At 67.8% G+C, this 12,921-nt stretch carries 12 protein-coding genes; 4 read left to right on the top strand and 8 right to left on the bottom strand.

Going from position 1 to position 12,921, the window contains the following annotated elements:
- Positions 1 to 4 precede the first annotated feature (4 nt).
- The gene (orn, locus tag AC07ZS_RS06155; protein ID WP_494797701.1) at positions 5 to 571 is read left to right on the top strand and encodes an oligoribonuclease; all 567 of its coding nucleotides are present in this window, start codon (positions 5 to 7) and stop codon (positions 569 to 571) included.
- Between the two features lie 93 nt (positions 572 to 664).
- Positions 665 to 2,257 (top strand): inorganic phosphate transporter, encoded by a 1,593-nt coding sequence (locus AC07ZS_RS06150; RefSeq protein WP_494797698.1) that lies wholly within the window; start codon positions 665 to 667, stop codon positions 2,255 to 2,257.
- Here the strand turns inward: AC07ZS_RS06150 and AC07ZS_RS06145 are convergent.
- The 7 genes from AC07ZS_RS06145 to AC07ZS_RS06115 are packed head-to-tail and all read right to left on the bottom strand — an operon-like array spanning position 2,230 to position 8,402.
- Entirely contained in the window at positions 2,230 to 3,579 is a 1,350-nt protein-coding gene (locus AC07ZS_RS06145; protein ID WP_494797697.1) for a four-carbon acid sugar kinase family protein, read from the bottom strand. The two genes, AC07ZS_RS06150 and AC07ZS_RS06145, sit on opposite strands and share 28 nt — an antisense overlap.
- Positions 3,576 to 4,853: a ribulose-bisphosphate carboxylase large subunit family protein gene (locus AC07ZS_RS06140; protein WP_494797696.1), complete on the bottom strand. Its 1,278-nt coding sequence runs from the start codon at positions 4,851 to 4,853 to the stop codon at positions 3,576 to 3,578. Before AC07ZS_RS06140 ends, AC07ZS_RS06145 begins: the two co-directional genes overlap by 4 nt.
- A gap of 8 nt (positions 4,854 to 4,861) precedes the next feature.
- Positions 4,862 to 5,404, bottom strand: a complete 543-nt coding sequence (locus AC07ZS_RS06135) for a VOC family protein (RefSeq protein ID WP_494797695.1) — start codon at positions 5,402 to 5,404, stop codon at positions 4,862 to 4,864.
- 47 nt (positions 5,405 to 5,451) lie between these two features.
- Complete coding sequence (locus tag AC07ZS_RS06130; protein ID WP_494797694.1) at positions 5,452 to 6,246, bottom strand: transporter substrate-binding domain-containing protein; 795 nt, start codon at positions 6,244 to 6,246, stop codon at positions 5,452 to 5,454.
- Positions 6,247 to 6,298: 52 nt separating this feature from the next.
- The gene (locus AC07ZS_RS06125; RefSeq protein WP_494797693.1) at positions 6,299 to 7,027 is read right to left on the bottom strand and encodes an amino acid ABC transporter ATP-binding protein; all 729 of its coding nucleotides are present in this window, start codon (positions 7,025 to 7,027) and stop codon (positions 6,299 to 6,301) included.
- Between the two features lie 14 nt (positions 7,028 to 7,041).
- Positions 7,042 to 7,713: an amino acid ABC transporter permease gene (locus tag AC07ZS_RS06120; RefSeq protein ID WP_494797692.1), complete on the bottom strand. Its 672-nt coding sequence runs from the start codon at positions 7,711 to 7,713 to the stop codon at positions 7,042 to 7,044.
- Positions 7,710 to 8,402, bottom strand: coding sequence for an amino acid ABC transporter permease (locus AC07ZS_RS06115; protein ID WP_494797691.1), 693 nt, complete (start codon positions 8,400 to 8,402; stop codon positions 7,710 to 7,712). The genes AC07ZS_RS06120 and AC07ZS_RS06115 overlap by 4 nt, the downstream gene beginning before the upstream one ends.
- Positions 8,403 to 8,525: 123 nt before the next feature.
- Between AC07ZS_RS06115 and AC07ZS_RS06110 the strand changes: the two genes are divergently transcribed.
- Both AC07ZS_RS06110 and AC07ZS_RS06105 read left to right on the top strand, forming a co-directional pair.
- The gene (locus AC07ZS_RS06110; protein WP_494797690.1) at positions 8,526 to 9,554 is read left to right on the top strand and encodes a LacI family DNA-binding transcriptional regulator; all 1,029 of its coding nucleotides are present in this window, start codon (positions 8,526 to 8,528) and stop codon (positions 9,552 to 9,554) included.
- A gap of 292 nt (positions 9,555 to 9,846) precedes the next feature.
- Positions 9,847 to 11,814 (top strand): DEAD/DEAH box helicase, encoded by a 1,968-nt coding sequence (locus AC07ZS_RS06105; RefSeq protein ID WP_494797689.1) that lies wholly within the window; start codon positions 9,847 to 9,849, stop codon positions 11,812 to 11,814.
- A 48-nt stretch (positions 11,815 to 11,862) separates the two neighbouring features.
- On the opposite strand, the gene AC07ZS_RS06100 is transcribed toward AC07ZS_RS06105, so the two are convergent.
- Positions 11,863 to 12,840, bottom strand: coding sequence for a hypothetical protein (locus AC07ZS_RS06100; RefSeq protein WP_494797688.1), 978 nt, complete (start codon positions 12,838 to 12,840; stop codon positions 11,863 to 11,865).
- Positions 12,841 to 12,921 lie beyond the last annotated feature (81 nt).

Raw genomic sequence — 12,921 nt, 5'->3', positions numbered from 1 at the left:
GGCGATCAGCGCCGACGCCACCCCCACCCTGGCCAAGAGCGACCAGAACCTGGTCTGGATCGATTGCGAGATGAGCGGGCTTGACCCTGAAAAGGAACGCCTGCTGGAAATCGCGGTGGTCATCACCGGCCCGCAGCTCACGCCGCGCATCGAGGGGCCGGTCATCGTGGTGCACCAGAGCGACGCCGTGCTCAACGCCATGGACGCCTGGAACAAGGGCACGCACGGCCGCAGCGGCCTGATCGACAAGGTCAAGGCCAGCACGGTGAGCGAGGAAGAGGCCGAGGCCGCCCTGCTGGCCTTCATCGGCCAGTACGTGCCCAAGAACGGCTCGCCGATGTGCGGCAACACCATCAGCCAGGACCGCCGTTTCATGGTGAAGTACATGCCCAAGCTGGAGGCCTACTTCCACTACCGCTGCCTGGACGTGAGCACGCTCAAGGAACTGGCGCGCCGCTGGCGGCCCGAGGTGTACGAGTCGTTCAAGAAGCACCAGAAGCACACCGCGCTGGCCGACGTGCACGAGTCGATCGACGAACTCGAGCACTACCGCACCCATTTCCTGCGCTGAGCAGGGACCAGCGTTCTCCCTCCGGCGCGCCTGTGCGCCGGCGGGGTGGTGTGCGGTCACATGTCAAAATCGTGACGTTCACATGATATTCACATGACAAAAAAATCCCGTTCCCGCTTCATTTTGAAGCATCAGGAGGTGCTCCAGCTGGGCGCCGCGGTGTTCTTCCTGCTTCTGGTCGGGCTGTACGCCTCGCTCACCGGGGCATCCACCGCCGGGCTGGCGACATCGGCGGTGTGGCTGCTGATCGTGGCGGCGGCGGTGGGGGCCTACATGGCCATGAACATCGGCGCCAACGACGTGGCCAACAACATGGGCCCGGCCGTGGGCTCGGGCGCCATGACCATGGGCTGGGCCATCATCGTGGCCGCCGTCTTCGAGGCCCTGGGCGCCATCGTGGCCGGTGGTGACGTGGTCGGCACCATCAAGGGCGGCATCATCGATCCGAACGCCATCGCCGATCCGGCGCTGTTTGCCTGGGTGATGTTCTCCGCGCTGCTGGCCGGTGCGCTCTGGCTCAACCTGGCCACGGCGGTGGGGGCGCCGGTGTCCACCACGCACTCCATCATCGGCGCGGTGATGGGCGCCGGCATCGCCGCCGGCGGCTGGGGGCTGGTCAACTGGGAAACCATCGTCCAGATCGTGATCAGCTGGGTGATCTCGCCCCTGGCCGGCGGCGCGATGGCCGCCGCCTTCCTGTACATCATCAAGCGCAGCGTGACCTATCGCAGCGACATGATCGACGCCGCCAGCCGCGTGGTGCCGATCCTGATCGCCGCCATGGTCTGGGCCTACACCACCTACATGCTGCTCAAAGGCCTGGGGCAACTGGTGCAGGTTGGCGTGCTGACGGCCATGGCGGCTGGCGTGGTGATGGCCGTGCTGGTGTGGGCGCTGGTGCGCAAGCCCATCGCCACGCTGGCCCGGCGGCAGGAGAACAGCAAGAACGGCGTCAACCGCCTGTTCACCTGGCCGCTGGTGTGCTCGGCCGCGCTGCTGAGCTTCGCCCATGGTGCCAACGACGTGGCCAACGCCATCGGGCCGCTGGCCGCGATCTACGAAGCCGTGAAGGACGGCGCGATCGCCACCAAGGCCGGCACGCCCCTGTGGATCATGGTGCTGGGCGCGCTCGGCCTCGCGGTCGGCCTGGCGCTGTACGGTGCGCGACTGATCCGCACCGTGGGCAAGGAAATCACCGAACTGGACAACATGCGCGCCTACGCGATCGCCATGTCCGCCACGCTCACCGTGATCGTCGCTTCGCAGCTGGGCATGCCGGTGTCGACGACGCACATCTCCATCGGCGCGGTGTTCGGCGTCGGCTTCCTGCGCGAACTGCTCAAGGTGAACTACGCCAAGATGGAGCGCGTGGTGCGCTCCGGCCACCAGGGCGCTGACCGCGATGTGGTCGAGGCCTACCTGAGCCGTTTCGAGGCCGCCGAGGTGAGCGAGAAGAAGCGCATGCTGGCGGACATGAAGCGGCTGGCCAAGCAGCGGGAGCTGGCGCAACCCGAGGATGCCGTGTTCGCCAAGAAAGAACAGAAGGCGTTCAAGAAGGCCTACAAGAAGGAAATCGTCAAGCGCTCGGTGGTCATGCGCATCGTGGCCGCCTGGATCGTCACCGTGCCGGCCACCGCCGTGCTGGCCGCGTTGCTGTTCTACGTGGTGCGCATGGTGCTCGACTGAGCGCCGAGCCCCCACACCAATCGCTCGAATACATCGGCCGGGCCCATCTGCCCGCCCTTGAGCATGAGCTCCAGGCCGTCGAGCGCCCCGTCGTCGCTGCGCGCGCGGCTCAGCGTGACGCCCGGCGAGAGCACGCCCTGGCAGCCCAGGCCCCAGACCCCGAGCTTCTGCACCGCCAGGCTGGAGGTGTCGCCGCCGGCGATGCCGACGCGCCGCAGCGGCGCGCCCGAGGCGGCGCGCTCGCGCACCACGCGCGCCACCAGCTCGCCCGTGGCCAGGGCCACCGCGTGCGCGTCCAGGTCACCCTGCCGCTGACCGGCTTCGGTGTGCAGCAGCACGTGGCGGCCCTCGGCCAGCGCGGTAAGTGCCGCAGTGCAGCAGGCACTCGCGTGATCGGGGTCGCCCAGCAGCCGGCGCACATCCACCGGCACCTTCAGGTAAGAGCGCGCTGAAGCGACCTGCTCGGCCGTCTGCGGCGACAGGCTGCCGGCGAAGGCGAACACGGGGTCTTGCGCCGCCGGAGGTGGTGCCAGGGCTTCGGCGGGGGCATTCCAGTGCGCGGCCAGTGCCTGCACCACGCCGCTGGGTCCGACCGCGAGCAGCGGAGCGCGTTGCGCGTCGCGCCAGATGAGGCGACCGACGGCGGCCAGGTCGTGCGGGCCCGAGACGTCGAGCAGCACGGCATCGGGGCCGGTCGCGAGCAGGCTTTGCAGCGCGGCGTCCTGCTGCTCGGGCGGCCGGGTGTGCGTGGGGTAGTGCAGGGCGGCCACCCGCGCCAGGCCCTGGGCCTGCAGGTGAAGCCGCAGATCGGCCTCGCCCATGGGCGTCACCGGGTGCTGTCGCATGGTGGGATGGCGGTCGATGCGGTGGACCTCGCCGCCGGCGCCGCCGGCCGCGAAGAGCTGGCTGAAGCAGCAGTAGCGGCCGATGTTGGGCTGGCCGCCGACGATGGGCACCCAGTCGCTGCGGATGTGCCGGTTGAGCACGCGCACGGCTTCACCGATGCTGCCCACGTGGGGCGCGCTGTCGAAGGTGGAGCAGCATTTGTAGTGGACCACCGGCGAGCCCAGCTGGGCGAAGAAGCGGCCCACCGGTTCGAGTTCGACCGCCATGGCTTGCGGGGCCATCGCGCGCGCTGCACCGGCGATGCCGATCGCGTCCAGCGGGCCGGCCTGCCGCAGGCGCTGCGCGTTCGGCACGCCCAGGAACAGCAGGCTGCGCAGCCCCGCTTGCGCGGCGGTGGCCAGCGTGTCGGTTGCACCGGTGAAGTCGTCGCCGTACCAAGCGAGCCGGGGCGGGGGGCTCTCGGTGGCGGGGCTCACTTCGTCTTCGGTCCGAAGAAGGCCAGGGCGGCGGCGAGCTCGGGCGCGTCGCGCGCGCTGTCTGCCAGCGAGCGGCCCGCGCGCGCGGCGGCCCAGGCCTGGCGGATGCTCGACACGCCCGCCTCGGGGCCGCCCGGGTGGGCCAGGATGCCGCCGCCGGACATGAAGAGCAGGTCGTCGGTGCCGGTGGCGGTCCAGGTGGCGGGCACGGTGCCTGCCCACTGGCCGGAGGAAAAGGCCGGCATCACCGTGTCGTTGGCGCCTTCTGCCAGGGGCGTGAGGCAGTCGCGTGCGGACTCGGTCACCTCATCGTCGGGCTGCGAGAACTTGCCTTGCAGGCCGTGCACATGCATGTGGTCCACACCCGCAAGGCGCCAGAGCGTCTGGTAGGCCTGGAAGCCGATGCCCAGCAGTGGGTGGCGAGAGAGCGCGCCGAAACCGTTGCGGTGGCCGTGCAGGGTCAGCGGGGTGTGGCGGCGCAGGGTCTGCACGGCCGAGTAGCCGCACCAGTTCAGGCTGGCCATCACGCAGGAGCCGCCTTCGCGTTCCACCAGGTCGGCGTGGCGCCGCATGGCGTCGGTCTCGTCGGTGATGTTGAAGGCCACCATCACGTGTTTGCCGGTGCGCTGTTCGTGGGCGCGCACGGCCGCCATCACGGCGGGCACGCGCTCGGCCAGCGGGGCGTGGGCCGGGTCGGCGCACACCTCGTCGTCTTTGATGAAGTCCACACCCGCCGCGCACAGCCGCGCCACCAGTTCGGCCGTCTGTTCGGCCGAGAAGCCCACGTTGGGCTTGATGATGGTGCCCACCAAAGCGCCCGAGGGCACACCGGTGCGCGCACGCGTGCCGGCGATGCCCACCGGGGGCCGCTCGAAGCGCGCGCGGTAGGCCGCCGGCAACTGCAGCGACTCCAGGCGCAGGCCGGTGACCTCGCCCAGGTCGTACAGGTTGCCGCTGACGGTGGCCGCCAGCGTCGGCAGGTTGGCGCCGATGTTCGCGGTGGGGAAGGCGATGCGCACGCGGGCGCGGTGCCAGGGGCCGCCGCGTCCCTGGCGCTCCAGCCAGGCGTTGGGCAGGCTGGGCGCGTCGGCATCGGGCAGCCGATCGATGTGTTCCACGGTCGCGCGGGCGCGCTCGCGCAGGGCATCGGTCTCGCCCTGCACGCGGGTGAAGGTGCCGCAGGACTGTTCGCCCGCCATCACCTCGGCCACCTGGGCGGGCTCCAGCGGGGTTTCGATCAGGTAGGTCGCCTGCAGGCGTTCGGGGTGCGTCATGGGCGGGGTCAGATCTTGCTCAGGTCGGGGAAAGGGCGCACCGGGTCGGTGACGCCGTCCCAGGTCTTCGAGGACTCGCGGATCAGATCGAACATGCGGCCCTTGGGGCCGGCCACTTCGGACAGCTCGATCACCGTGCCCGGGTGGTACTCGGTGTCGAAGTAGATGAAGCGGCCGCGCTCGCCCACCTCGCCCTGCATCTTGGGCTTGAAGCCTTCGGCCAGCAGGCGCTGGAGGTCGGCGTCGTAGTCACTCGTCCAGTACGCCACGTGCTGCAGACCGGTGCGCCCGGCCTGCAGGAAGTCGCGGTACATGGACGGCACGTCGTTGCGCGTCTGGATCAGCTCCACCTGCACGAAGCCCGAGTTCGCGAGCGCCACCGAGTTGTGCGGCTCGTAGCCCTGGCCGTCGTACTCGTAGTTGCGGATCGGCACGCGCGGGTTGTAGTACCACGGGCCCACGCCCAGCGTGCGGCTCCAGTAGTCCATGGCGGCTTCGATGTCGTGCACGACATAGCCGAGCTGGCGGATTTCTCCGAAATGGCGACTCATTGTGGGATCTCTCTCAGGTGCGGATGCGGACGGAACAACGGCGAGCTTTACTTCGCGCCGTCGATGATTTCCTTGGGGATGGGCACGCCGGCGTGCTTGACGTGGATGTCGTTGAGCTTGCCGTTGGCGAGGTTGGTCTTGACCCAGCCGTTGACCCAGTTCATCAGGTCGGGCTGGTTCTTGCGCATGGCCACGGCCAGCTGGTAGGACTGCAGGATGAACTTCACCTCGAACTCGCGCGCCGGGGCGCGCTTGGCGATGGCGGCGATGATGGGCGGCGTGATCGCCACGATGTCGGTCTGGCCGCTGGCGGCGGCGGTGATCGAGGCGGCCTCGTCGTCGAAGCGGACCACCTTGGCCTGCGGTGCGCGCTCGGTGACGATCTTGTCCTGCGGGCCGCCGCGCGTGACCGCCACGGTCTTGCCCGCCAGGTCGTCGATGCCGGTGATCTTCAGGCCCTTGGGTGCGCCCACGGCGGCCTGGATGGCGCCGTAGGGAATCGAGAAGTCCACCGCCTTCTGGCGCTCGGGCGTGATCGACAGCGAGGAGATGATCAGGTCGGCCTTGTTCGACAGCAGGTTGGGGATGCGCGCGGAGTTCGTCGAGTTCACAATCTCCAGCTGCACGCCCAGGTCCTTGGCCAGCAGCTGGGCTGCCTCCACGTCGGATCCCGCCGGGTTCACCTTGTCGTCCACGTAGCCGTAGAACGGCGCGCTCAGGTCGATGGCGATGCGGATCTTGCCGGCCGCCTTGATCTCGGCCAGGTCGGCCAGGGCGGGCAGGCACAGCGCGCCCAGGGCGGCGGCGATCACGGTGCGGCGCAGGATGCGGGAAGCGGTCATGGTGTGTCTCCGTTGGTTGTCGAAAGGGAAGGAAAGAAGAAAGGGCGTTCGCTCACAGCCCATGTGAGAGGAATTCGCGCAGCTCCGGCGTTTGCGGATCGCGCAGCATGGTGCCGGGGCCGGTCTCCCAGACCTTGCCCTCGTGCATGTAGATGATGGAATCCGCCACGCGCGCGGCGAACTCCATTTCGTGCGTCACCAGCACCATGGTCATGCCGCCTTCGGCCAGCTGCTCGATCACGCGCAGCACCTCGCCGGTGAGCTGCGGATCGAGCGCGGAGGTGACCTCGTCGAACAGCATCACCTGCGGCTCCATGGCCAGCGAGCGCGCGATCGCCACGCGCTGCTGCTGCCCGCCCGAGAGCTGCTCGGGGTAGGCCTGGGCCTTCTCGGCCAGCCCCACCTGGCGCAGCGTGCGCTCGGCGATGGCGCGGGCGTCGGCGGCCGACAGGCCCTTGACCGCCTTGGGCGCCAGCGTGATGTTCTGCTCCACCGTCAGGTGCGGGAACAGGTTGTAGCTCTGGAACACGATGCCCACGTCCATGCGCAGGCGGCGCAGGTCGATGCCACCGTCGTGCACCGCGTGGCCGCACACCTGGATGCTGCCGCCGTCGATCACTTCGAGGCGGTTGATGCAGCGCAGCGCCGTGCTCTTGCCCGAGCCGCTCTTGCCGATGATGGCCGTGACCTGGCCCTTGGGAATGGCGAAGGACACGCCCTTGAGCACCTGGTTCGCGCCGAAGCGCTTGTGCACGTCCTTGAGTTCGACGACCGGGGTCATGGAGGGGGCTTCTTTCATGTCTCGCTGGGAATGCGGTTGCCGAAGTGCAGGCGCTGTTCGAGTCGGCGGCTCCAGACCGACAGCGGGAAGCACATGGCGAAATAGAGGGCCGCGATGATCAGGTAGATCAGGAACGGCTGGAAGATGGAGTTGTTGATCAGCTGGCCGGCGCGCACCAGCTCGACAAAACCGACGATGGAGGCCAGCGAGGTGTTCTTCACGATCTGCACCATGAAGCCCACGGTGGGCGGCGTGGCGATGCGCAGGGCCTGCGGCAGCACCACCAGGCGCATGCGCTGCGAGCGCGACAGAGCGAGGCACTCGGCCGCCTCCCACTGCGTGCGCGGCACCGACTCGATGCAGCCGCGCCAGATCTCGCCCAGGTAGGCGCTGACGTAGATCACCATGGCGATGCTGGCGGCCACCAGGCCCGGCAGCTCCAGGCCCATGATGCTCAGGCCGAAATAGCACACGAACAACACCACCAGCAGCGGGGTGCCCTGGATCAGCTGGATCCAGGCGATGGCCGCCCAGCGCACCGCCCTGACCGGGCTGATGCGGCACAGCGCCACCGCCCCGCCCACCAGGCCGCCGCCGATGAACGCGATCACCGACAGGCACACCGTCCACAGCACACCCACCCCCAGCAACTGCACGTGGTACAGGTTCAATCCGCCTTCGATCATCGGGATGCTCCACCGGCGCCCAGGCGGCGCTTGCGCGTGAACACGGCCTGGCCGAACAGCCACAGGCCGACGCGCATCAGCAGGGACAGCGCGAGGTACGCCACCGCGACCAGGATGTAGGCCTCGAACGGCCGGAAGGTTTCGGACTGCACGCGCGCGGCGATCGCCGTGAGCTCCTCGACCGAAATCTGCGAGGTGATGGAGGTCGCCAGCATCAGCAGCACGAACTGGCTGGTCAGCGCCGGGTACACCTTCTCCATCGCCGGGCGCAGGATCACGTGCCAGTAGACCTGCCGGCGCGTGAGGCCCAGGCACTCCGCCGCCTCCAGCTGGCCCTTGTGGATGGAGTCCATGCCGGCGCGCATGATCTCGCAGGAGTAGGCCGCCACGTTGATCACCAGCGAGACCAGCGCCGCCGTGAAGGCCGAGACCTTCCAGCCCAGGCTGGCCAGCCCGAAGAACACCAGGAACACCTGCACCAGCAGCGGCGTGTTGCGGATCACCTCCACATAGGCGCCGCACAGGCGCGACACCCAGCGCACCTGGCCGCGCCGGCCGATCGCGCACAGGGTGCCGATCACGAAGCCCAGCACCGTCGCGGGGAACGACAGCTGGATCGTCATCCAGGCACCTTCCAGGAACTGGGGCCAAGCCGCCAGCACGCTGGCGAACTCGAATTCGTACTGCAAGCTGTCTCCTGCTCTTATTTGATTGGATTTGATGCCTTGATGCATCAGAATATGGATCGATGTTATCTTTTGTCCTGCCCCTCTGCCAGTTTTGAAAATGATGTTTTTTGATTGAATTCCAGCATGTCCAAGGCCGCCCGCATTCCCGACATCGCCGAGCTGGCCGGCGTTTCCACGGCCACGGTGGACCGTGTGCTCAACCGCCGCCCCGGTGTGCGCCGCGCCACGGTCGAGCGCGTGATGAAGGCCGCCGAGCGGCTGCAGTACCTGCCCGATGCCGAGGTGCGCGCCGCCCTGCAGCCGCCGCCGATGCAACTGGTGTTCCTGCTGCCAGCCGGCAACAACCGCTTCCTGCGCATGCTGGGCGACACCATCGGCTATTCGCAGGAACACTGGACGCCCTACAACGTGCGCTGCCGCGTGGAGTTCGTCGAAGGCTTCAACCCCGAGGTGCTGGCCAAGGCCTTGCTGCGCCATGGCGCGCGCGCCGATGGCATCGCCTTCATGGCGCTGGAACACCCGCTGGTGCGCGACGCCGTCGATGCCCTGGCCGAGCGCGGCGTGCACACCGTCACCCTCATCTCCGACCTCTCCGGCGCGCGCCGCGCGGCCTACGTGGGCCTGGACAACCGCGCCGCCGGGCGCACGGCGGCCTACCTCATCGCGCGCTTCATCGGCGACCGCCCGGCGCAGGTGGCCATGATCGCGGGCAGCCTGAGCTACCGCGCGCACGAAGAACGCGAGATGGGCTTCCTCTACCTGTTCAAGGAGTCCTTTCCGCGCATCGAGGTCGTGGGCCTGCGCGAAGGCCACGACGACGCCGGGCGCAACCATGCCCTCACGCGCACGCTGCTCGACCAGTACCCCGACCTCGCGGGCATCTACAACATCGGCGGCGCCTCCGACGGCGTGGGTCGGGCGCTGAAGGAAACCGGCCGCGACCAGAAGGTGGTGTTCATCGGCCACGGCCTCTCGCCCGACACCCGGGCCCTGCTGATCGACGGCACCATGGACGCCGTCATCAGCCAGAGCCCGCAGGGCGCCATGCTCACCTGCGTGCGCATCTTCGCCAACCTGCGCGACGGGCGCGACGCGCTCACCGGCGTCGAGACGGTGCGCGGCCAGATCATCTTTCGAGAAAACCTGCCCTGAACATCAGGGGTTGGGGTTTTCCCGAATCCATGCCATAATCAGCGGCTTCGCAGGCAACTGCGATGATTTGTGCATCTGCCTCACACACCAGGCCCCCCGCATCCGCAGGATGGGGCCTTCGCTCCCGGTGTCACGTTTCTCCTTGTGACCCATGGCGCGTCGATCGTTTGATGGTTGATGTTTTGTAACCACGAACGGATCCGACGCCTCCCGGAGCTGCCGCCTTTGCAAGGCCGGCCGACCCTTCAGCGTTTGCATTCGATCAATTGCGCACTTTGGCGCATGGACGAACATGAGCGACTCTTTTGAAGCCCGCGGCGAATTCACGCCCGAAATCCTCTCTGCCGACACCGAGGCAGACGTTTCCACCACCACCACCACCGTCGAGGCCACCGAGCCCGTCGAGCCCGCAGGCCCCAACGGCTTCGAGCTGCTGGGCCTGGCTCCCGAGCTGGTGCAGGCCTGTGCCGACCTCGGCTACGTGCAGCCCACCACGGTGCAGAACAATGTGATCCCCAAGGCCATGCTGGCCGAAGGCGAGCAGCGTTTTGCCGACATGATGGTCTCCAGCCAGACCGGCAGCGGCAAGACCGCCGCCTTCCTGCTGCCCGTGCTGCACACCCTGCTGCAGCAACGCGCCGCCGCCGACGCCCAGGAACGTGCCGACCGCGAACGCGCCGTGGCCGAAGCCCTGGCCCGCGGCGAAGCGCCGCCCAAGGCGCCCAAGCGCAAGGACCCCACCAGCCCGCGCAACTTCAAGGCCGCCACCCCCGGCGCCCTGATCCTGTGCCCCACGCGCGAACTCGCGCAGCAGGTGGCGCATGACGCCATCGACCTCGTGCGCCACTGCCGCGGCCTGCGCATCGCCAACGTGGTGGGCGGCATGCCTTACCAGTTGCAGATCGCCCGCCTGCAGAACGCCGACCTCGTGGTCGCCACGCCCGGCCGCCTGCTCGACCTGCAGCGCTCGCAGCAGCTCAAGCTCGACCAGGTGCAGTTCCTCGTGGTCGACGAAGCCGACCGCATGCTCGACCTGGGTTTCTCCGATGACCTCGCCGAAGTCAACGAACTCACCAGCCAGCGCCGCCAGACCATGATGTTCAGCGCGACCTTCGCGCCGCGCATCCAGCAGCTCGCCATGCGCGTGATGCACGAGAACGGCAAGCATGTGCAGAAGGTGCAGATCGACACCCCGCAGGAGCAGCACGCCAACATCAAGCAGGTGCTGTTCTGGGCCGACCACGCCGACCACAAGCGCAAGCTGCTCGACCACTGGCTGCGCGACACCACCATCAACCAGGCCGTGGTGTTCTGCAGCACGCAGATCGAATGCGACGGCCTCGCCAACGACCTGCAGCAGGCCGGCTTTGCCGCCGTCGCGCTGCACGGCGCGCTGAACCAGGGCATGCGCAACCGCCGCCTGATGGCGCTGCGCGCCGGCCAGGTGCAGATCCTGGTGGCCACCGACGTCGCCGCGCGCGGCATCGACGTGCCCACCATCACCCACGTCTTCAACTTCGGCCTGCCGATGAAGGCCGAGGACTACACGCACCGCATCGGCCGCACCGGCCGTGCCGGCCGCGACGGCCTGGCCGTGACCTTCGCCGAGTTCCGCGACCGCCGCAAGATCGGCGACATCGAGGCCTACACGCGCCAGCGCATCAACGTCGAGACCGTGCCCGGCCTGGAGCCGCGCCAGCGCGCGCCGCAACCCGAGTTCGGCGGCCGTGGTCGCCCGGGCGCAGGCCGTGGTGATCGCTTCGGTGGTGGTGGCGATCGCAACTATGCCGACCGCAGCAACTTCAACGCCCGTGGCCCCGCACCGCGCGGCCCGCGTTTCGAGGGTCGTCCGGAAGGCCGTCCTGAAGGCCGCTTCGACGCGCCGCGTCCCGACCACAGCCGTCCTGGCGCGCGCTTCGACCCGCGCTTCGAAGGTCGCGCCGAGCCGCAGCCGCGCCAAGAGAACCGCTTCGACAACCGGGGTGAAAACCGCTTCGAGAACCGCGGCGATCAAGGCGGCTACCGCAACGACACCCGCCCGGCCAGCCGCGGTTTCGGTGACCGTGGTGCCGCGCCTGCGCGCACCGGCGGCAAGCCCGGCGGCTTCTCCAGCTTCGGCCGCAGCGACAAGGGCGGTGAATCGCGCGGTGGCTTTAGCGACCGTGGCAACGCCGAGCGCGGTGCCATGCGTGGCGACTTCGCCCCGCGCCGCAACGAAGGCGGCCCTGCCCGCCCGATGGCGCGCCGCGCACCGCGCTGAGCCAGCCAGCCCATGAAAAAGCCAGACCTCGGTCTGGCTTTTTTGTTTTCAGTTCGTTGTGATGGCCGCGTTGAGAATGCCTCGCGTGAGGCCCGCCATGCGACCTCTTTCATGCTGCACGACCAGCTGGTTGGCCTGCGACTGGGGTATCGACTTCATGAGCTGCACTGTTTTCTTCGCCACATCCGGATGGCGTGCCAGGTACTCGCCAAACTCGGCGGGCGGTTCAGTGATCATGGCCGTGGACGCCAGGGCAAGGAGCGCAAGGTAGGACTCCGGCGATTTCGCCTGCTCGATCTTGTCGATCAAGCGGGCCGTGTTCGTGGCGAGCTCACCGACCAGTCGGTTCCCCAAGCCAGAAAGCGCCATCTGAGCCTTCTCGGCTGCCCACACGGCGGGCTGGGTCAGCTTTCCCTGATCGAGGATGTATGCCATGACCGATTCTGTTTTTGGGTCATCGTCTTTCATGGCATTTATCAGGTGTCCCACTTGCAGGATGTTTTTATCAAGTGCTGCAACCAGCTCATATTCGCTCGATTCGAGTGCCCTGATGGCCAGTTGGTGTTGGGTGCTGTCGACATCGCTTTGCAGTTTTTCCAGCCAGTGCGCGTCGTTCTGATCGATCCAGTTGCTGATGTAGCGGGCGCCTTTGAAGGAGTAGGCTGAAGCCGCAAACGACACCACCGACACGAGGCTGTCGTTGATCGCATCCTGCTTGAAGTCGGCTTTCCATATCGAATCCTGGTCCAGGAGTATGAATTCCTGGAAATTGCCGGCAGCCCCAATGGCCGCAAAAAAACCACCGGTGCATCCCGCTGCGCCCACGGCATTCAGCGCCACCGAGGCCATCCGTCCCAGTCCGTGCAACACCGAACTTGGCAGGCGCGAACTCACAAAATCGTCCCTCGCCTGGAGAGCCGTGGTGGCTTGACGCTCCAGCTCGTGCAGAGGGATTTCCCGCCGGTCGGTGAGCTCAAGCAATTCGATGTGAAGAAAAGTGGGGCGATCGTTGCAGATGGCGTTCATTTGACAAGGTTCTGACGTTGGAGCGCCGCGATACCGTTCGCGACTTGCCCGAAGCGAGCTAAGTGCCCCACGCGCCAGAAT

It is taken from the genome of Hydrogenophaga sp. GW456-12-10-14-TSB4, from assembly GCF_059424305.1.
This window is presented reverse-complemented; position numbering and strand designations above follow the sequence as displayed.